The sequence below is a fragment of the Microcoleus sp. LEGE 07076 genome (assembly GCF_015207455.1).
Classification (GTDB): domain Bacteria; phylum Cyanobacteriota; class Cyanobacteriia; order Cyanobacteriales; family Microcoleaceae; genus Microcoleus.
Window position 1 is genome coordinate 1 of sequence record NZ_JADEWV010000028.1, and the last position, 20,039, is coordinate 20,039.

Below are 20,039 nucleotides of genomic sequence, written 5' to 3' on the forward strand. Positions count from 1 at the left end.
TCATAGCGCCATAGTTTTAATCGTAATTTATTAACGCAAAAATTAGGATTTCTTAACTAAAAAATTATAATATTCAATGATTGTTGTCATTTCGGATACAGTTTAAGTTCGTCCCCACGGATAAATCGGGGGAAGTTGGCAGTGGGCAGTTGACTGTGGGCAGTTGACTGTGGGCTGTGGGTGGTTGGCAGCGGGCAGTTGGTGGTTGTTAAAGCTGCTTCCTGCTGACGATTCATCGCGGCGCTTCCTGTCTCTGCGCTCAGCACAGCCTACATACCTATATATTTGTCAAATCCTCTGACATTATCCTACTTTCCTCAAATTTCCTCAAAGGTGTGGTATTTACTACCTGCTGGACGGTTGCCACGACATTACACTACCTTGACCTTTTTATTTACGCTTTGTTACATTTATTCACATAGCGCAACAAAAGTTAAGGAAAAATAGCCATGACTATCGTAATCGCCATTTTAATCGTCGGTTGGGTAGCAGCCTCAGTAATTGGCACTCAAGCATACTTCCTCGGCGAACAGTCGAAGCCCATCCACGATCGCAATTGGAACGATGAGTCTTTTGAACAACTGGCAAAATCGGTGACTGGAACAGAAAGTGACTACAGCGTTCGCGTTCCCGCCTACAGCATGGATGCTTACACCAGCCGCACGATGGGCAATTAGTAATATTAAGTAGCAGGCTTGACTATTTTGAATAACAGGCTTTCTGGCCTGTTCCACAAGCAGATTAATTTTTGTGGAACAGGTAATAAATAATTATCGAAGTGTAATCGGCAAAATTCTCACCCTAGAGCGCGTTTCATCCACAGAAATGAATGCCCCCGACTCAATTTGTGCCTCAAATTGATGGAACACTTCCACAATCAAACTCTCTATATTAGCAGGCAGCACGTCTTGAATACGTACTTGAATGACACTGGGAGCATCAGCTTGGGTTGCGGCCAGCAGTGCGCCAAAATCTAAATCATGAGTGAATACGGCATAGTCATTTACTCGCGCCCATTCCATAATAACACGATCTGTGGCACGAGGATCGCCGACTGTAGACCAATGAAGAGACTCTATTCCGTATTTAGTAAATACGATAGTCCATTCAGGTGACAGATTCATATCAATCAAAATTTTCACGCTATTTTGAGAGGAATTTCTACTTCTTCAACTCGCCAGGCTGCATAAGCAAGCGCTTCATATATATCTGCTTCTTCCAGGTAGGGATAGGCCTGCAAAATGCTTGACGGTGAGTGTCCCGATGCCATCAGTCCGACTATCGTGCCAACAGTGACTCGCAAGCCGCGAATGCAGGGTTTTCCTCCCATTACTTCTGGATTCAGAGTGATTCTAGTTAGTTGTTTCATAATTTTAAACTACCAGGCTTTCTGGGAAACAAGAAGATTTATTTTTGGTGGAACAGGCCGGACAGCCTGTTCCTAGCTGTTCGGTAACTACAAACTTTTACCTACTAGCGCGGGGAGAGAGTCTTTTTTACGAAACTGCAAAGTGTTGTTTACACAGTCGATCGCAATTGTGTCACCTTCAACAAACGCATTTTCCAGAATTTTGTTAGCTAGCGGGTTTTCCAACTCCCGCTGGATGGCGCGTTTCAAGGGACGAGCGCCGTAAACTGGATCGTAACCGACATCTGTGATGTGGTTTTTCGCCGCATCTGAGAGTTCCAAAGTGATTTTTTGTTCCGCCAACAAACGCTCGATCCGCTTGACTTGGATGGTGACTATTTGCTGCAATTCGATTTTGCTCAAAGTGTGGAACAAAATTATTTCGTCAACCCGATTGAGAAATTCCGGCCGGAAGTGCGATCGCAAAGCTGTCATCACCCGTTTTAACATTTGTTCGTACTCTTGGTCTGTCTCCCGTTCTTGAGTCAAGGATTTTTCATTGTCAGACTTGTTTTCAGACTTACTTTCAATCTTACTTTCCGTCTTACCTTCACTATCAATATCAACTCGCTGGGCTGACACCTCGACAGTACCATCATCAGCAACTTTATAATCTGTCTTGGGAATTGATACCTCCTTCGCTTCATGCTTGCGAGTTGCGGGTTTTTTGGCAGTTTTTTCCTTCTTCGCAAACACCTCTAAAATGTGGTCGCTGCCGATATTGCTAGTCATCACAATTACGGTATTTTTAAAGTCAACCACTCGACCTTGAGAATCGGTAATTCTGCCGTCATCCAACACTTGCAACAAAATGTTAAATATATCAGGGTGCGCCTTTTCCACTTCGTCAAATAGCACCACCGAATAAGGGCGTCTCCGCACTGCTTCGGAAAGTTGTCCGCCTTCGTCGTAACCGACATATCCGGGGGGAGCTCCTACCAACCGGGAGACATTTTGCTTCTCCATGTATTCCGACATATCAATGCGGATAATCGCATCATCGCTATCAAACAAAAACTCAGCCAATGCCCGCGCTAACTCGGTTTTTCCCACGCCTGTGGGGCCCATAAACAAGAAAGAGCCGATCGGTCTACCGGGATCTTTCATACCAGCCCGCGCCCGCCGGATCGCCGCAGCAACCGCCGTTACAGCCTCCTCTTGACCGATGACTTTTTTGTGTAAATGGCTTTCCAATTGCAGCAATTTTTGGCGTTCCGACTCTAACAATCGGTTGACCGGAATGCCCGTCCATTTCGCCACAATTTCGGCAATATCACCCTCAGTAACTTTTTCCCGCAGCAGCGAAGAACCTTGAGCTTGCTGTTTCAAAAGTTCGGCTTCCTTGGCTTCGCGATCGCGCACCGCAGTTTCAAGTTTACCGTATTTCAACTGCGCGGCTTTATTCAAATCGTAAGCTCTTTCTGCCTGTTCGATTTGCACTCGCAGTTGGTCTTCTTCTGCTTTCAATTTATTGATGCCATCCAATAACTGCTTTTCGCCCAGCCACTGAGAGGACAATTTTTCCTGCTTGACTTTTAAGATGTCAATCTCTGTTTTGATGCGTTCGATGCGGGGGCTGATGGTGGGGCTGGGAGAACCTTTTCCCTCGCCTTCGATCGACAATTTTTCCATTTCCAACTGCATCACCCGGCGGTCGATCCCTTCGAGTTCCACGGGTTTGGAGGTAATTTCCATTTTCAAATGGGCGGCCGCTTCATCTACCAGGTCGATCGCCTTATCCGGCAAAAAGCGATCGGAAATATAGCGAAAAGACAGAGTAGCAGCAGCTACCAGCGCCGAATCGGTAATTTTTACCCCGTGGTGGCGTTCGTAGCGGTCTTTCAATCCGCGCAAAATTGAAACAGTATCTTCCACAGTCGGTTCCCCGACAAATACTTGTTGAAAGCGGCGTTCCAGTGCCGGATCTTTTTCAATATTTTTGCGGAATTCATCGAGAGTTGTAGCGCCGATGCAGCGCAATTCGCCTCGGGCCAACATCGGTTTCAACAAATTTCCAGCATCCATTCCCGACCCGGAACTGCCGCCGCCGCCAGTTCCAACAACGGTGTGCAATTCGTCAATAAATAGGACAATTTGCCCGTCAGAATCGATAACTTCTCGCAGAACAGAACGCAATCTTTCTTCAAATTCACCTCGGAATTTTGCCCCAGCAATTAAACTGCCCATGTCGAGGCTGAACAGTTGGCGGTTTTTCAAAGATTCGGGGACGTCGCCGTTAACAATGCGCTGGGCCAAACCTTCGGCGATCGCAGTTTTTCCGACTCCGGGATCGCCAATTAATACCGGATTGTTTTTTTGGCGGCGGGAAAGAACTTGGACGACGCGGCGAATTTCTTCGTCGCGGCCGATTACTGGGTCGAGTTTGCCTGCTTTGGCGGCTTCTGTCAAATCGCGGCCGTATTTGCTGAGGGCGTCGGAATTGGCTTCGCCATCTGCTTGGGGTTTAGGGTTGCGGAGGCCCGCTTTCGCGGTTTCGGAACTTTTTTCTGAGACTTTAGCGGTGGCGCGGACTGATTTGATTGCTTCTTCGAGTTTTGGTCGATCGATCGTCCCTGGGGCCGATTTGCGATCGTAACCGGGGCGACCTGGCGGGCCATCGCCCCTAGTCAGCAATCGCCTACCAACTCGTTCATCTTCTACTAAGCCAATTAATAAATGTTCAAGGGCGATAAAATTATCTTGCCCAGTCTGTCTGGCAGACTCAGCAGCATCTAACATCACGTCTAAGCCGCGACCGAGGTATAGTTGGTCAGCGTTGGCAACTTTGGGCTGCCGTTTGGCAAAAGCTTCTAACTGTTGCGCTAAGCGGGTCACATCTACTCCAGCTTGGCTGAGAATGCTGTTTCCCAAGGCTTGCTGTTCACAAATGGCGATCGCTAAATGTTCAACCTCTAGCTGCTGATTGGCAAAGCGGCGGGCTACATCCTGGGATTTGACAATCGCTTCCCAGGCTTCATCGGTAAATTTGCTAGGGTCTGTTGGCTGCACGTTGGTTGGTTCCTCGCAATCAAGGGGATTCCTGTGGTTATCCGTTAATATATCGTCTCACAACTATCATAATCTTTAAACAGGATTGTGAATCTATGAGTGCGGTTAATTCTGCTGAAGTTGCAACATAATTGAGCTTTTGCAAAAGCTTGCAGCCCGCAATCTAGGGAAATTTTTTGTACTCTGCGACTGCAGCGCGCGATCGAACTTATGAAAATACAGTAGTTCCCCATTCTCTCAACTACTCCAGAGAATCGCCATTCCCCTAAGTTCGTAGTGAGGACTTTAGTCCGCATTCATGAAGGACTAAAGTCCTCACTACGAACCTTTTTATTGGTATGTTTAACCTTTATAAATTGCCCTAACGTTGTTTGATATTCTAAAATTTATGCTATTTCCAACTTACCAATTCCTAGTATTTTTTCTAATTATTTTTAGCATAATTATATCCTTGAAGTCCCAAGTCGGTTTATATAAAATCGTCTTGCTAATTTCCAGTTTATTATTTTATTCATTTTGGAGTTTAGACTTTCTATTACTCCTAGTTTTAGGTACTGCCTACAATTATATCATTCTCCGAGCCACCTGCTACGGCAGATATAAAAAACTTGCCTTAATCTCCGGCATAATTTTCAACATAGCCAACCTCGGCATCTTTAAATATTGCAACTTCTTTGTAACATCCTTGTTTGAGGTACTCAACCAACTACAAATTCCCGCCAGCATTCAAATGTTGCAAATAATCGCCCCAGTCGGCGTATCCTTCTACACATTTAGAATGATTTCCCATTTAATCGACTGCTACCAAAAGAAAATCCCCTGTCCTAAATTTGTAGACTACGCCACCTACATTACCTACTTTCCCCAAATTGCCTCTGGACCCATATCGCGGCCTAGGGAATTTTACACCCAGCTAAATTCACCCAAAAAATACGACTATCAAATCGAAGAAGTCATCGTTTTAATTTTGTCTGGACTCTTCAAAAAATATACTTTATCGAGCTTTTTGTTTAACTTCACCAAACTCCCATTCACAGTTCCCCAGCAATACAGCAGCATCGATTTAATCCTCGCGGCAATTTCCTATTCATGTTTAATTTACGTAGATTTTAGCGGCTACTCGGATTTAGCTAACGGCATCTCTTGTTTGCTGGGTTTCAAACCCATTGCCAACTTTAATATGCCATACCGATCGCTCAGCTTGCAAGAATTCTGGAAAAGGTGGCACATCAGTCTTTCCGAGTGGCTGAGAGATTACGTTTACTTCCCGTTAGGCGGCAATAAATACGGGAAATTAAGGAAGTACGTAAATTTACTGATAACAATGGCGATCGGCGGATTTTGGCACGGCGCAGGTTTAAACTTTATTGTCTGGGGAACAATTCACGGTTTAGGATTAATTATTAACCATTTATGTAAAGATATTCCCCAAGCTATTCACCTAAAATTAGACTATTCCTTTCCCCGATTTGCTAAATTTTCCAGTTGGCTGCTAACATTTAGTTTTGTGACTTGTAGCTGGGTATTTTTCGGCACTCCCAACTGGGAAACTGCAATGAATTTTTTTCAGGGAATTCTGAATTTTTCCGCTGCAACTTTTCAATTTAACTTTTGGCAATTGTATTTAGTAATTGCCATCATTGGCGCGATCAACATTTGGGGCGAGAGAATTTCCCAACTCTTGCAAAGAGTATTTTCCTTAAAAAATATTTTCTTGAGAGTTGTCTTAGTTTCGCTGTTCGTGTATGCTATTTTGATGTTGGGGCCGAGCACCGTCCCACCTTTTATTTACTTTAATTTCTAAAAAAGCAAATAAATCCACCTAATTAAACGTAAAATAGCGATCGCTAAAAAAAATCCTGTATATGTCTTCTTCCTTCTTTTACCCTGAGCGAAGCCGAAGGGCCTTCTTCGTGATGACGTTGGACGTTCGATCTGGGGGGACAGCACTAATGACTAATAACTAATAACCAATAACCAATAACCAATAACCAATAACCAATAACCAATAACCAATAACTAATAACTAATAACTAATGACTAATGACTAATGACTAATGACTTCTTCCGACGGACTTACATCCGTTACATCCGTTACATCCGTTACATCCCGTACATTGCTCGTTGCCGAACTTCCTTCTTCCTTCTTCCTATGAAAGATAGAGAAATTTTACTAATAGTTACTTCTGTAATTCTCACCTTAATATTTTCCAACTTATCCTTATTTCTCAAAAACTTTGCTTCAACTCCTTTCGCAACTCCCGAAATCAAACAAGCAGCGCGCCAAATCGAAATCGAGGGTTTCAGGAAATCAGAACAAGATTTTTGGAGCAAAATCAAAGATATCAATTTCGATAGCCTCCCCAAAAAATCCGAAACTTCTGCCCTCAAAACCGCAACAAAATCGGCAATTGTCCCCCCAAAGCCAGCGAACAAACCCCCTTCACCTAAACCTAAATTAACCGTACCTTATCGCAAATTTTTATTGATTGGAGATTCGGTAATGTTTGACTTAGGAATTAAACTCCAGTACACTCTTAAGAACAAATACAACATCGCTGATACAAAACTTGACTACAAAGTATCCAGCGGATTAAATCGGATAGATTATTATGACTGGTATGCCAGAACCAGCAAAATTATCCAGGATTACCGCCCAGATGTAGTGATAATTTTGTTTGGAGGAAACGACCCTCAAGATATCATTGATTCTCAAGGAAAATACCGGGCAATCTTGACCCCAGAATGGCAAAAAGCTTATCAAGAAAGAGTAGACAAATATGCCAAGTTACTTGGCTCCTCCTCCGTGAGAAAAGTGTATTGGATAGGTCAATCTAACTCTCATAAATCGGCGTACATCAAAGCTTTTCCTGTCATGAACAATATTTATAAAAGTTCTCAAAAAGCTTCTCCCAAAATTGAATTTATTTCTACTTGGGAAACCTTTGCAAAATCAGGAAAATTTGTTCCGATAGTTGCTGACAAATCGGGGAAGCGAGGCTATGTAAAAATTAACGACGGCGTGCATTTTACCTCCCACGGAGCTCAAATTGTCAGCGATGTAATAGTTGACAAAATGGTAAAAGATAAAATTTTAAAAGTTCCGAAAAAAAGTCAGAAACCGGGTTTCTGACCAAAATCTCAATCAGGATGCCAAAATTATCGCAGAAACCCGGTTTCTTGGACTAGGCGGAGCGATTTTCCAGTTGAATTAACTCAACTTTGTATCCATCTGGATCTTCCACAAAAGCAATGACAGTTGAACCGTGTTTCATCGGCCCGGGTTGGCGGCTGACTTTACCGCCGCGGGTTTTAATTTCATCGCAAGTACCGTAAATGTCGTCAACGCCGATCGCAATATGACCGTAAGCATTTCCTAAATTGTACTCTGCGACACCCCAGTTGTAGGTTAATTCCAAAACCGTAGTGTCTGATTCGTCGCCGTAGCCAACAAAAGCCAGGGTAAATTTGCCATCTGGATAGTCTTTTTGCCGCAGCAGTTTCATTCCCAACACTTCCGTGTAGAATTTGAGGGATTCTTCCAGGTTGGCGACTCGGAGCATCGTGTGTAGTAATTGCATTTAGCTCACTCCAAATTTTTTAAGCTTCGATCAATTTTAGCGATTTCTTGCGAAAAAAACTCGCGGGGCAAGCGTCGCATCGGACTTTTTTTTGATTTATCTTTGTACTTCTACCACACCCCTAAACATATTCATGCCGCAAGTAAATAGGTATCGTCCGGGTTTGTCTGGGGTGAATTCAATAGCCGTTACCTGATTTAGAGGTAATTCTCGCACAATGTTAAAATCTGGTAACAACACTTTTTCAAGACAACTGTTGGGGTCCCGCCTCAAGAAATTGAGCCGCACTAATTGACCGGATTTCACAACTACACTAGCAGGCTCGTAACCCCCGTCTACAGTAATATTCAACTCTTGTATCCCCTGAATAGATTCAGCTTGCTGACTTTTTGCTTTACTGAACAAAAACCACCACAACTCCAAACCAATTAATGTCAAACCACCGAGGGTGACACCAACTTTCAAACCTAGCGGCTGTTCAATGCTGCGGAATTGATTGGTTGAATTAGAAGCAGCGACGGGCTCGGCAGCTTGAACTCCCGATGCCATTCCGATCGCAATTCCTAAACTCGCGAGAGTTCCCCACATCTGACGATGGTGCAACATTTCTTTAATTACTCCTAATTTATGCCAGAGACTTTGGTTTAAAATTACGCAAGCGCAAAGCATTAGTAAGTACGGAAACTGAACTAAAAGCCATTGCTGCACCGGCGATAATTGGACTTAGCAGCCAGCCTAAAATCGGGTACAGAACGCCCGCTGCGATCGGAATTCCAGCGATGTTGTAAATAAAGGCAAAAAACAGATTTTCGCGGATGTTCCGCATGGTGGCGCGCGAAAGTTGAATTGCTGTAACTATGCCTTGCAAGTCTCCAGAAATTAGAGTAATATCGCTAGCTGCGATCGCAATATCAGTCCCTGTGCCGATCGCAATTCCCACGTCAGAAGCGGCCAAAGCCGGTGCATCGTTGATCCCGTCTCCCACCATCGCGACAATTTTCCCTTCCCCTTGCAGGGCTTGGATTTTAGCTGCTTTTTGGTCTGGTCTAACTTCCGCAAAAACGCGATCGATACCAACGGATCGGGCGATCGACTCCGCAGTCGATCGGTTGTCCCCAGTCAGCATCGCCACCTCCAAACCCAGTTTTTGCAGCGCTTTCACCGCCTGCGCTGACGACGGTTTTAGAGCATCAGCAACGCCCAGAATTGCCTCTATTTTGCCCTCAGATGCCATCCAAACCACCGTTTTGCTATCACCTTCCAAAGCTTTCGCGCGCAGTTCCAGATATTCAGTATCGCAGCCTAATTCCTGCATCCACCTCAGCGTTCCCAGGGCGATCGACTTTCTGGCTACAATCCCCCGCACGCCACTTCCGGCAACGGCATCAAAATCCCGAACATCTGTTAAACTGACCTCTTGCGATCGAGCGTATCTAACAACAGCTTCTGCCAAAGGATGCTCCGAATTTCGCTCTACAGACGCAGCCAATTGCAGCAACTTTAACTCATTGCTATTCTCCGTTCCTTTAATTGTGACAAAATCAGTAACAGTCGGCTTGCCTTCCGTGAGAGTTCCCGTTTTATCTAACACAATAACTTGAATTTTATGAGCCAACTCTAAACTTTCGGCTCCTTTAATTAAAATCCCATTTTCTGCACCTTTTCCAGTGCCAACCATCACAGCAGTCGGAGTCGCCAAACCCAAAGCACAAGGACAAGCAATAATCAGCACCTCCACCATTGTAATCGTTGCCAAAGTAAAGTTTCCCGTCGCATTAAACCAGACTACAAAAGTAGCTAAAGCGACCGCAATTACAGCCGGAACAAACCAACCAGTCACCTCGTCTGCCAACTTTTGAATAGGTGCCTTTGACCCCTGGGCATCCTGCACCATCTTGACAATTTGAGCTAAGAATGTATCCTTGCCAATCTTAGTAGTGCGAAACTTAAAGCTGCCCGTTTTGTTAATTGTCGAGCCGATAACATCGTCACCAACTTGCTTTTTGACGGGCAAACTTTCCCCCGTTACCATTGCTTCATCTATGGTTGAATAGCCTTCAATTACCTCTCCGTCTACGGGAATTTGTTCGCCGGGCCGCACCTGGACGACATCGCCAATTTCCACTTGGGCGATCGCCACTTCCAACTCTTGCCCGTTGCGAACAATCCGAGCCGTTTTCGCTTGCAAACCCATCAGTTTCCGAATTGCCTCAGAAGTCTCTCCCTTCGCTCGATTTTCTAGAGTTTTACCCAACAAAATTAAGGCAATAACACTTGCCGCCACTTCATAATAAACACTCGGTATCAAACCCTTAGCTATGAAAAAACCAGGAAAAAACGTCACAAATACAGAATAGAAGTAAGCAGAACTTGTACCTAAAGCAATCAAAGTATCCATCGTCGCCAGTCGGCGTTTTAAGGCTTTCCAAGCTCCCGTATAAAATGAGTTGGCACACCAGAATTGTACTGGTGCTGTCAGCACTAATTGTAGCCAAAAATTGTGCAACCAGCCAGGAATAAATGGCAAATGTAAGCCAGTCATAGCGGGAATCGAACCCACAAATAATATGATGCTAATAGTCCCTGCTACGTATAGTTTTCGCTGCAAAAGCTGAGATTTAGCTTGGCGATTTTTTCGTTCGCTATCATCCTCTGTCACCGCCATTTCTGGAAGTGGAAAAGCTTCATATCCCGCAGCATCAACAGCTTCTTCAATTGTTGATACACTGGTTTTCTGAGAGTCGTATTGAATGCTTGCTTGTTCCATGCCAAAATTGACATGACACTCAGTTACGCCGGGAACAGACTGAATTGCTTGTTCGATAGAGGAAGCACAAGAAGCACAACTCATGCCCCGCAATTTAAGTGTGAGATTGTCCATAGGGGTTACTCCTAAACTAAATAAGAGTGGAGGTTGCCAAGGTATTTAGTAATTGGCATAACCTACTTGACCAATTACATAGGAGAATTGCTCTCTAAATGAGTAGTGCGGTGGCTGGACGCTACATTTGTAATATTCAGCATTTCACCCTAAGATGAAATTAGGATGAAATAGCTGTATTGCTAAAGTTAGAAACCGCTGACGTTTGTCTTAACATTAATCGACTGGATAACCAGCAGATGCGATCGCTTTTCTAACCTCACTTTCCGATTTAGCGGTTTGAACCGTGACCGCTTTTGTCTTGAGATCCACCTCAACAGTGGCGTCTGAGTCCACTGTTTGGACTGCTTTTGTGATTGTAGTCGCACAAGCAGAACAAGCCATTTTGGGAACTTTTAATTGTAGAGTCATAATTTAAACCTCAGCAGAAACTACTCTGCTCAATAAATGAATTAACTTCATTGTAAACTCTCCTGCTTACAGGAGAGTCAAGTCAAATTGAGATTTGAGATTTGAGATTTATACCGATTCTACTTGTAGGGTAAGCATTGCACGCCTTACGTATTTATTTAAATGATGGCTAAGTAATAATTATTTACAAATCTGAATCAAAAATTTCATCCTAATTTCATTTATATGTGAAAACATCAAGATAAATGGTAGTTTTAAGAATCTAACTAAAGTCTATGAAATCAATCTCATTACAAACAGGCTTTGCAGTGCTGACATTAACCGCCCTCACCAGCGGCGTGCTAGTAGCTTGTTCAAAAGCTCCTTCCAGCGAAACCCAAGCGCCAAATATTACGGCAGCAACCCCTGCTAGCAGCCAGCAAAATATGGCACAAGGTGGCGGCATGGGTGGGATGAATCATGGCATGGATCATAGTATGTCTATGGATTTAGGCCCGGCTGATGCCGACTATGATTTGCGATTTATTGATGGCATGAAAGTACACCATCAAGGTGCTGTAAACATGGCTAAAGAGGTGCTGGCAAAATCCAAACGTCCTGAAATGAAAAAACTGGCTACTAATATAATTGCCGCTCAAAACCGCGAAATTAATCAAATGACAGAGTGGCGAAAAACTTGGTATCCCAAAGCCAGCAGTACGCCAATGGCTTATCACGGTAAAATGGGTCACATGATGGCAATGACTCCAGAACAGATGCAAAGCATGATGATGAGCATGGATTTAGGTGCTGGTGACGACCAATTTGATTTGCGGTTTCTGAATGCCATGATTCCCCACCACGAAGGAGCTTTGGTGATGGCCGAAGATGCTTTAAAAAAATCGAAGCAGCCAGAAATGAAAAAATTATCTCAACAAATTTTGACTTCACAAAAGCAAGAAATTGAGCAAATGAAAGAGTGGCGCAAAGCCTGGTACAAACAGTAATTTAGCATCACAAATAAAATGTGAGATAAAGCTACAATATCAGTGACATAAGTCACAGTAGGTCAAGAGTTCAGGAAATACTTGCTTCACAAAGACAAGGAATTGAGGACATGAAAAAGTGGCAGCAAGCTAGCTATCAAGAAGGATATAGCTGTCAGCATTTTTCCGACTGCACAGCACTTTCATTTTTTTACGTGAGAATACTCTTGACAATTGAGAACGCATCCGTCTAAAGTATGAAAGTCACTCAAAAGCTCTCATAACAGGGGAATAATTAATGAGCTCGAACAGCTTGGAATTAAGCACTACTTATCTACCAAATTCAGTGTTAGAGCAGCTAGCGCTCGCATTGACAAAGGAAATGGAAGCGCCAGCAGAGAACGCTACACGAGTAAAAAAGTTACAGCGCCATCCCTTTTCATTAGGCACAACTTATCTGAACATTTTGGAATCGGGAGGGCATCTGGGTTGCTGAGGTGAAATTTCATCCGAATTTCATTTGGCTGTACAAGACTAGGTTGAGGAGAGTAGTTTTAGCTCTTGGTCATTGCTTAGCGATCGCTTCTGGGAAAATTCTAATAAGTATACCCGCTGAATTCGGTTTACTTAGTTTGGCAAAGTACCAATCGCTAAACCTTTGGCACTCAACCGGATCTTAAGGAAAATGCCAACGATGATATTTCACAAATATACTCAATCTCCTGCTATTATTAGCAGTTGTTCAGTAACTTTGTTCAGCCTGATTTTGCTAACTTCTCCCGCCCCTGTTTTAGCCCACGCGGGACACGGAGATGAATTTCACCAAAGTGGCGAAACAACCCAAATTCCGGCTGCTATTTCTGTCGATGCTGAAACCTCGAAGCGAATCGGAATCAAAGTCGAGCCGGTGAAAGCTCAGCGGTTGTCTGTCGGGATTAAAACTACCGGACAAATTGAAACTCTGCCAAATCAAAAAGTAGAAGTTCGGGCTCCCGTTAGTGGGACTGTGGTTGAGTTGCTCGTCAAACCGGGGGACAAAGTATCAAAAGGTCAACCTGTTGTTGTTTTATCGAGTTCGGAATTAGGCCAATTGCGGGTTGAGTCTCTGTCGAAACGAGCCGAAGCTGAAGGCGATTTGCAGCAGGCGCAGGCTGACTTTAGGTTAGCTGGAGAAAATTACGATCGCCAACTGCAAATATCAGACGCAGAAATCACCCAAGCCAAAACTCAACTGACAGCAGCAACTCAGCAATACCAGCGAGAGCAAGAATTAGTAAACAAGCGTTCGGTTGTGAAAGTTAGTAAAGAAAACTATCAACGTCAAGTTGAAATAGCGCAAGCGGAAATAGCGCAAGCCGAAACAGAATTAACTGTTGCCAAAGAACAGCTCGATCGCGACAAAGAATTAGTGGCCGCAGGGGCGATCGCGCGGCGGACAATGCTGGAATCGCAAGCCCACTTCGCCCAAGCAAAAGCCGCTGTTGCTAAGGCAAAAAGCCGTCCCGAAGTTATCAAAGCCGAAACCGAAATTAAACAAGCCGAAGTAGACCTCCCGATGCGCGAATTGCGCGATTCTCAAGGCAGAGTTGCCGAAGCGAAAGCTCTACTCACCAAAGCTTTGAGCCGCCGGGAAGTGCTAGAAGCAGAGGCCCAATTAAAACGCGCTAAATCTGCGGTAGAAGTAGCTCAGTCCCGAATTAACCTCAGCAATTCAGCTTATCAAGCGCGCCTGCAACAACTGGGAATTACCGCTAACGATCGAGGGCTTGTTACCATTGTCGCTCCGATTTCCGGCACTGTTGCCGATCGCGAAATCACTCCAGGCGAATCAGTCAACTCGGCTGAAAAACCGCTGATGAGCATATTAAACGATAGCAGGGTTTTTGCCACAGCAAATATTTACGAAAAAGATTTAAATCAGATAAAGATTGGTCAGGTAGTCAGGGTTAAAATTACAAGTTTGCCCGATCGCACTTTTACGGGAAAAGTTAGCTTCATTGGGTCGATTGTAGGAGAAGAAACGCGGGTAGTTCCAGTGAAAGCCGAACTCAATAACTCTGAAGGAGAGTTAAAGCCGGGGATGTTTGTAGAGTTGGATATCTTAACTGACAAAACAGCAACAGATGTTTTGGCAATTCCGGCTGCTGCTTTAGTTGAAGCCAACGGCAAAAAAATGGTTTACATTCAAAATGGCAATGCCTTTCAGTCAGTTGAAGTTGAAGTTGGTCAAACTTCTGGGGATTTAGTAGAAATTAAAAGCGGTTTGTTTGAGGGAGATGCGATTGTTACGCAGCGCGCACCTCAACTTTATGCTCAATCTTTGCGGGGCGGCAGTAAACACTCAAAAACTGAGGACAAGAAGGAAGTAACTCCCAAAGTAACAGAGGTTAATTTGAATAATTTACCAGTTCCTTTGTGGGCGGGAATTGGGGGAGGAATTGCGATCGCATCCCTAACTTTTGCCGCCGGTGCCTTCTGGGGAAATCGGCGCAAATTACCAACTATAGCAGCGGATTCTAAAAACAATGCTTTTTCCGTCTCCTCCGCAGCACTAAATGCGAGTACAGTAGATGAATTGCCGCATGATGACAACCACCGCGTTAAAAATCAGGAGGCAGAAGTCAAGATTTCAAAGTAAAATTTTTGTTTAATCGAGCACTTATAACTACATGAAATGACTTAAAAAGGGGGAATAGCAGATGGTAAACCAACTCGCATAAATAAACGTGAAAATGCCTGAGAAAAGTGATCTAGGTAGGGAGATTTTAACCGCCAGCGATCGTTTAAATTACTAGCGTGTTTCAACACATATTCGTAAGGCAAGGTTTGGATATCTCTAAAATCTACAACCAGTGCTTCTTTATTATTATCTGGGTTCGTTGGTGATGCCAGCAGGTGCAAACCTTCTATTCTCCCTCTTAAAACTTCATTCCATTTTCCTTTTTTCTTAAATGCTTCGTTGTTTTCCTCAAATTCTGAAATATGGTAAATTGCACACAGCACTACCTGAGCTACTTTTTTATTGTCCAAATCGCAGCTTTGGGTTAGAATAATTAAATCTACTTCATTAATTTCTATTTGTACGTTTTGAATTTCACTATTTTTGCCAAAACTTGTTGGGTCAAATACTGGTCTTGGTACGAGACACCCAGGCAGGTAATCACCTTGCCTGAGAGTGGATTCATTTATCTGCACCCAGAAAGGCTCTACGATTATTCTTCATCGAAGATATACGGCAGAGGTTTTTTACGCCCTTTGAACTGAGCTCGCATGATTACTCGTTCCGATCGCTTTGGTGGTACTGGATTGTAGTCTATTTCGCCACAGCTTTCTAGAGTTTGTAAGTATTGTTTTACAACTGTTAAATTCTGCAATAATTGAGCGGTTAGTGCTGCAATTTCTCGTCCTTCAGGACTTTGTAATTGAGCTGTGGCTTTTGGCTCTAACACCAGCAATCTTGGTGACGATAAAACGCCATTAGGACGTAGGGGGGTAATTGTAGCCATTAGTTAATCAACTCCCTTGTGTGTTCTGTAATACAAGCTTCAAAAGCTCTGTTTTTTTGTTCGTGCATTTGTTCTAAAATCTGCCAAAGCTCTATTTCATCAGAAGAAATATCTCCTTCCAGAAATAGATCTAAATCCAATATTATAGAAACAAAATTAGGTGTGGGAGGTGGAACTATTGCTTGATTGATCACAAGCATTGTTCCCAAGTGTTCTTGTGGAATTTGTAGCTGCATAAAGTAGCCACTTAATCCTTGCGGCAAGTCAGGAGAAACTTCCGGAAATGTCCTCAAATACTCTTTTATATCGCCAATCGGCAAAGGAATATCTAGCCTGTTAATATACCTGAGTGCTTAACGAACAATTGCTTCTGGATATGTCAGTGACTGATAGATATTCCACAGTCGCTTTGCTTCATCCCGAAAATTTTCCCAACAGTCGTAAGGGGCAAGCCAACTGAATGCGAAAGCATCTAAACGCAGTTGAAGAATCTGTTTTGGGTCGTCACCGGAGGCTCTATAGCCAATAGGAGACTGGCTTGCTGTTGCCCCAACACTAGCACCTGCCATCATTTGTCCCTGAAAAAGTAACACTTCTTCACACTGAGGATACTCAGCCTGAATGCTTGAGTACACCTGCGCCAAATTGTCAAGTTTAACTCCTGGTGGAAGTTTAACTTGTATATCAATTAAGGCTTCGGTGATTGGGGCGTGCGAGTAGTGTTTTGGTGCTTGCATAATAACTATTGTAAGCTGCTTTGTCAAAAAGAGCAACACTGGTTATATCATTTAAGATTTGAGATTTTAGATGACTTATTAATCAAGGTGGGAAGTCAAAATATTTCATCCTAATTTCATTTGAGGGTGTCAATCTAAATTGAATGGCTATTTAACCGTCAACTGTCAACTGTCAACTATTTAAATGTTCAGCACAATTCTCAGATGGGTAATTAACCGCCGCTGGGTATCAGAAGTCAAGAGTTTGAAGTGAAAAATTGCTTCTTAACTGAGGCAAAATTTTAATAATTATAAATTCATTGTCTAAAAAATGCTTAATTCAATCCTCAAATGGTCGATCGCTCAACGTTGGTTAGTTGTAATCGGTGCAATTATAGTCACTGTTTTGGGTAGTTATAATTTAACTAAAATGCCCCTTGATGTTTTTCCTAATTTTGCCCCGCCTCAAGTAGAAATTCAAACAGAAGCCCCAGGATTAGCCCCTGAAGAGGTAGAGTCTTTAATTACCTTACCAATTGAGAGCGCAGTCAATGGAACTCCGGGGGTAGAAACTGTGCGCTCCTCTTCGGCGGTAGGTATTTCAGTTGTCAAAGTAATTTTCAAAGCCGATACAGATATTTATCGAGCGAGACAATTAGTTGCTGAACGTTTACAGCAAACGCGATCGAAGTTGCCTCAAGGTGTTGAAGAACCACAAATCTCTCCTGTTTCTTCTCCGATAGGCACAATTTTAATGTATGCCTTTACCATAAAAGCAGAAGAAAATCAGCCAAGAACTGATTTAATGGAAGTGCGAAGATTAGTCGATCGAAATGTTACCAACAGATTACTGGCTGTGCAGGGAATATCACAGGTGATTGCCTATGGAGGCGATGTCAGAGAGTATCAAGTTTTAGTAGATCCAGTCAAATTAACTGCATTGAATATCTCTTTAGAAGAGGTGACAAAAGCAGCAGAGCAATCAAATACCAATGCGTCTGGGGGATTTTTGATTACACCCGATCGCGAAGAAATCATTCGCGGCGTAGGTCGGATTGAAACCATTCAAGAATTGGCAGAATCAGTAGTAATATCTAGGAATGGAAAACCCATCAAACTGCGCGATGTGGCAGAGGTAAAGTTAGGAGCAGCACTAGCTAGAGGAGATGGTAGTGTCAACGGTCAAAGGGGAGTCATTTTACTGGTAAACAAGCAGCCTCAAATCGATACTCCAACTGTAACCAGAGCCGTTGAAAAAGCAATGGAGGAAGTGCAGGCCGGATTGCCGAAAGATGTGAAAGTAGAAGTGACTTTTCGCCAAGAAAGTTTTATTGATTCGGCGATTGAAAATGTGCGAAATTCCCTGCGAGATGGCATTATAATTGTTTCAGTAATCATGGTAATGTTTTTGATGAATTGGCGCACAACTGTAATCACTCTTAGCGCAATTCCCTTGTCTATTTTGATCGGAATGTTAATTTTATCATGGTTTGGAGAAGGCATAAACACTATGACTTTGGGCGGATTGGCAGTAGCGATTGGTTCAGTTGTGGATGACTCAATTGTCGATATGGAAAACTGCTATCGAGGATTGCGAAAAAATCAATTAGAGGGCAAGCCTAAAGACGATTTTGAAATTGTTTACCGCACTTCGGTAGAGGTTCGCACCAGTGTAATTTTCTCTACGGTAATCATTGTGATTGTATTTGCGCCGATTTTCTCTTTGACAGGAGTAGAAGGACGGATCTTTACCCCAATGGGAGTGGCTTACTTAGTTTCTATTCTTGCCTCTACTTTTGTTGCAATGACTCTTTCACCTGCCCTTTGCGCTATCTTATTAGCAAATCGTAAATTGCCATCGGATGATACTTGGGTTTCGGCATTAAGTCAACGGCTTTATCGTCCAGTTTTGAATATGGCAATTAATCGTCCTAAATTAATCTTGTTCCCCGCGATAGCTGCTTTTATTGCTTCATTAATTGTGCTTCCCTCACTAGGAAGAGTATTTTTACCCGAATTTCAAGAGCGGTCTTTAGTTAATACAATGTTACTTTATCCTGGGAGTTCTCTGTCTGCTACTAATGACATGGGACTTTCAATGCAGAATGCTCTCAAAGACGATCCTCGATTTACCGCTGTACAATTGCGATCGGGACGTGCGCCCGGTGATGCTGATGCAGCAGGGGTAAATTTAGGACATTTGGATGTAGAACTCAGCGATATTGGTATTAAGAATCGAGAACAAAGTATTGCTAAAATTAGAGAGGAATTTAATAAATTACCCGGTGTGGCTACTAGCGTGGGAGGCTTTATTTCCCATCGTATGGACGAAGTGCTTTCAGGAGTGAGAAGTGCGATCGCTGTGAAAGTTTTTGGTACTGATTTGACAGAATTAAGAGCTATTGGTAAGGAAGTAGAAACGGCGATGAGTCAAGTCGAAGGTATTGTTGATTTGCAGTTAGAACAACAAATTCCTATTCGTCAGTTACAGATTAAATTTGATCGCGCTTTGGCGGCACGTTACGGACTTAGCATTGGAAGTATTACAGAAACTCTAGAAACTGCATTGAATGGAAAAGTCGTCTCTCAAGTCCTTAAAGAACAGCAGTTATTCGATCTGTTGGTGTGGTTGAAACCGGAAAATCGCAGTAATATTGATACTATCCGCAACTTGTTAGTTGATACTCCTTCGGGACAGAAGATCCCACTAGCACAAGTCGCAAAAATTGAATACGGCACTGGCCCTAATACTATCAACCGCGAAAATGTTTCTCGTTTCTTAGTTGTGGCTGCGAATGTGTCAGGACGAGATTTACGCTCAGTTGTTAATGAAATTAAGACCAAAGTACAACAGCAGGTAATTTTGCCTTCAGGTTATTTTATTCAGTATGGCGGACAATTTGAATCGGAAGAACGAGCAACCCAAAACCTACTTATATTTGGTAGCTTAGGAATAGTAATTATTGCAGTGCTGATGTATTTTGCCGTAAAATCTTTTGGAAGTGCGATTATGATTATGATTAACTTACCCCTGGCATTAGTAGGAGGTATTTTCTCTATTGCGATCGGTAGTGGCATCATTTCTGTAGCTTCACTTGTGGGTTTTATCACTTTATTTGGAGTCGCGGTTCGTAACGGTTTGCTTTTGGTGGATAATTTTAATCAAAAAGCAAGCAAGGGAATGCCTTTCAAGGAAATAATTAAAGAAGGTGCAATGGAAAGATTGGTAGCCATTTTGATGACAGCTTTTACCTCGGCTTTAGGCATGGTTCCCCTGGTAGTTGGTACAGGCGCGGGCAAAGAAATTTTGCAACCTCTGGCAGTTGTGGTGTTGGGTGGGTTGTTTACTTCTACGGCCTTGACGTTACTGGTTCTGCCAGCTTTGTATTCAATGTTTGGGAAGTTTTTATTTAATAAAACGAGTTTATGATTCGGCGGTTGAAACCGTGTCTAAACAAACAAAGTCGGCCTGCGCCGACTGGTTTATAAATTGGATGAGTAACCCGGATTTGGGCTCGTATCATATCGTTTGCGCTTGCATCGGAATGATTTAACCACAGAG

16 protein-coding genes and 1 pseudogene are annotated in these 20,039 nt (G+C 43.2%); 7 read left to right on the plus strand and 10 right to left on the minus strand.

Translation table 11 applies throughout. The annotated features are described in order from the left end of the window. Positions 1 to 449 precede the first annotated feature (449 nt). Complete coding sequence (locus IQ270_RS06915; protein ID WP_193972508.1) at positions 450 to 677, plus strand: photosystem II protein, Psb35-related; 228 nt, start codon at positions 450 to 452, stop codon at positions 675 to 677. Between the two features lie 93 nt (positions 678 to 770). Here the strand turns inward: IQ270_RS06915 and IQ270_RS06920 are convergent, their stop codons facing one another. From IQ270_RS06920 to IQ270_RS06930, 3 genes are all read right to left on the minus strand, one after another. Further along, entirely contained in the window at positions 771 to 1,142 is a 372-nt protein-coding gene (locus IQ270_RS06920; RefSeq protein ID WP_193972509.1) for a DUF5615 family PIN-like protein, read from the minus strand. Further along, positions 1,139 to 1,369: a DUF433 domain-containing protein gene (locus IQ270_RS06925; RefSeq protein ID WP_193972510.1), complete on the minus strand. Its 231-nt coding sequence runs from the start codon at positions 1,367 to 1,369 to the stop codon at positions 1,139 to 1,141. Before IQ270_RS06925 ends, IQ270_RS06920 begins: the two co-directional genes overlap by 4 nt. A gap of 87 nt (positions 1,370 to 1,456) precedes the next feature. After that, complete coding sequence (locus IQ270_RS06930; protein ID WP_193972511.1) at positions 1,457 to 4,417, minus strand: AAA family ATPase; 2,961 nt, start codon at positions 4,415 to 4,417, stop codon at positions 1,457 to 1,459. A 388-nt stretch (positions 4,418 to 4,805) separates the two neighbouring features. Between IQ270_RS06930 and IQ270_RS06935 the strand changes: the two genes are divergently transcribed. Continuing rightward, positions 4,806 to 6,221: an MBOAT family protein gene (locus IQ270_RS06935; RefSeq protein ID WP_193972512.1), complete on the plus strand. Its 1,416-nt coding sequence runs from the start codon at positions 4,806 to 4,808 to the stop codon at positions 6,219 to 6,221. A 246-nt stretch (positions 6,222 to 6,467) separates the two neighbouring features. After that, positions 6,468 to 7,550, plus strand: a complete 1,083-nt coding sequence (locus IQ270_RS06940; RefSeq protein ID WP_228056136.1) for a DUF459 domain-containing protein — start codon at positions 6,468 to 6,470, stop codon at positions 7,548 to 7,550. A gap of 52 nt (positions 7,551 to 7,602) precedes the next feature. Here the strand turns inward: IQ270_RS06940 and gloA are convergent, their stop codons facing one another. The 4 genes from gloA to IQ270_RS06960 all read right to left on the minus strand — a co-directional run bounded on the left by gloA (position 7,603) and on the right by IQ270_RS06960 (position 11,290). After that, positions 7,603 to 7,998 carry a lactoylglutathione lyase gene (gloA, locus tag IQ270_RS06945; RefSeq protein ID WP_193972513.1) on the minus strand — a complete coding sequence of 132 codons (396 nt, stop codon included), beginning with the start codon at positions 7,996 to 7,998 and terminating at the stop codon, positions 7,603 to 7,605. Between the two features lie 96 nt (positions 7,999 to 8,094). Then, a complete protein-coding gene (locus tag IQ270_RS06950) occupies positions 8,095 to 8,604 on the minus strand; it encodes a cupredoxin domain-containing protein (protein ID WP_193972514.1) in 510 nt (169 codons plus the stop codon). A gap of 19 nt (positions 8,605 to 8,623) precedes the next feature. Continuing rightward, the gene (locus IQ270_RS06955) at positions 8,624 to 10,879 is read right to left on the minus strand and encodes a heavy metal translocating P-type ATPase (protein ID WP_193972515.1); all 2,256 of its coding nucleotides are present in this window, start codon (positions 10,877 to 10,879) and stop codon (positions 8,624 to 8,626) included. A 216-nt stretch (positions 10,880 to 11,095) separates the two neighbouring features. Beyond that, positions 11,096 to 11,290, minus strand: a complete 195-nt coding sequence (locus IQ270_RS06960; protein WP_193972516.1) for a heavy-metal-associated domain-containing protein — start codon at positions 11,288 to 11,290, stop codon at positions 11,096 to 11,098. Between the two features lie 275 nt (positions 11,291 to 11,565). On the opposite strand from IQ270_RS06960, the gene IQ270_RS06965 reads away from it, so the two are divergent. The 3 genes from IQ270_RS06965 (at position 11,566) to IQ270_RS06970 (ending at position 14,893) form a co-directional block, all read left to right on the plus strand. Continuing rightward, the gene (locus tag IQ270_RS06965; RefSeq protein ID WP_193972517.1) at positions 11,566 to 12,276 is read left to right on the plus strand and encodes a DUF305 domain-containing protein; all 711 of its coding nucleotides are present in this window, start codon (positions 11,566 to 11,568) and stop codon (positions 12,274 to 12,276) included. Positions 12,277 to 12,386: 110 nt separating this feature from the next. Beyond that, a complete protein-coding gene (locus IQ270_RS31830; protein ID WP_255532378.1) occupies positions 12,387 to 12,509 on the plus strand; it encodes a hypothetical protein in 123 nt (40 codons plus the stop codon). Between the two features lie 440 nt (positions 12,510 to 12,949). Next, positions 12,950 to 14,893 carry an efflux RND transporter periplasmic adaptor subunit gene (locus IQ270_RS06970; protein WP_193972518.1) on the plus strand — a complete coding sequence of 648 codons (1,944 nt, stop codon included), beginning with the start codon at positions 12,950 to 12,952 and terminating at the stop codon, positions 14,891 to 14,893. A 41-nt stretch (positions 14,894 to 14,934) separates the two neighbouring features. Here IQ270_RS06970 and IQ270_RS06975 read toward each other — a convergent pair whose 3' ends face one another. From IQ270_RS06975 to IQ270_RS06985, 3 genes and pseudogenes are all read right to left on the minus strand, one after another. Then, entirely contained in the window at positions 14,935 to 15,450 is a 516-nt protein-coding gene (locus IQ270_RS06975) for a hypothetical protein (protein ID WP_339384369.1), read from the minus strand. A 17-nt stretch (positions 15,451 to 15,467) separates the two neighbouring features. Continuing rightward, complete coding sequence (locus IQ270_RS06980; protein ID WP_193972519.1) at positions 15,468 to 15,761, minus strand: hypothetical protein; 294 nt, start codon at positions 15,759 to 15,761, stop codon at positions 15,468 to 15,470. Beyond that, a pseudogene (locus IQ270_RS06985) lies at positions 15,761 to 16,498 on the minus strand (TIGR04255 family protein). Before IQ270_RS06985 ends, IQ270_RS06980 begins: the two are co-directional and overlap by 1 nt. A 310-nt stretch (positions 16,499 to 16,808) precedes the next feature. Here IQ270_RS06985 and IQ270_RS06990 point away from each other — a divergent pair. Next, the gene (locus IQ270_RS06990; protein WP_193972520.1) at positions 16,809 to 19,907 is read left to right on the plus strand and encodes an efflux RND transporter permease subunit; all 3,099 of its coding nucleotides are present in this window, start codon (positions 16,809 to 16,811) and stop codon (positions 19,905 to 19,907) included. The last annotated feature ends 132 nt before the right edge of the window (positions 19,908 to 20,039 follow it).

Coding starts and splice junctions, on each gene's coding strand:
- IQ270_RS06915 (WP_193972508.1), top strand. CDS start 450: ATGACTATCGTAATCGCCATTTTAATCGTCGGTTGGGTAGCAGCCTCA.
- IQ270_RS06925 (WP_193972510.1), bottom strand. CDS start 1,369: ATGAAACAACTAACTAGAATCACTCTGAATCCAGAAGTAATGGGAGGA.
- IQ270_RS06935 (WP_193972512.1), top strand. CDS start 4,806: ATGCTATTTCCAACTTACCAATTCCTAGTATTTTTTCTAATTATTTTT.
- IQ270_RS06940 (WP_228056136.1), top strand. CDS start 6,468: ATGACTAATGACTTCTTCCGACGGACTTACATCCGTTACATCCGTTAC.
- gloA (WP_193972513.1), bottom strand. CDS start 7,998: ATGCAATTACTACACACGATGCTCCGAGTCGCCAACCTGGAAGAATCC.
- IQ270_RS06950 (WP_193972514.1), bottom strand. CDS start 8,604: ATGTTGCACCATCGTCAGATGTGGGGAACTCTCGCGAGTTTAGGAATT.
- IQ270_RS06955 (WP_193972515.1), bottom strand. CDS start 10,879: ATGGACAATCTCACACTTAAATTGCGGGGCATGAGTTGTGCTTCTTGT.
- IQ270_RS06960 (WP_193972516.1), bottom strand. CDS start 11,290: ATGACTCTACAATTAAAAGTTCCCAAAATGGCTTGTTCTGCTTGTGCG.
- IQ270_RS06965 (WP_193972517.1), top strand. CDS start 11,566: ATGAAATCAATCTCATTACAAACAGGCTTTGCAGTGCTGACATTAACC.
- IQ270_RS31830 (WP_255532378.1), top strand. CDS start 12,387: ATGAAAAAGTGGCAGCAAGCTAGCTATCAAGAAGGATATAGCTGTCAG.
- IQ270_RS06970 (WP_193972518.1), top strand. CDS start 12,950: ATGATATTTCACAAATATACTCAATCTCCTGCTATTATTAGCAGTTGT.
- IQ270_RS06980 (WP_193972519.1), bottom strand. CDS start 15,761: ATGGCTACAATTACCCCCCTACGTCCTAATGGCGTTTTATCGTCACCA.
- IQ270_RS06990 (WP_193972520.1), top strand. CDS start 16,809: ATGCTTAATTCAATCCTCAAATGGTCGATCGCTCAACGTTGGTTAGTT.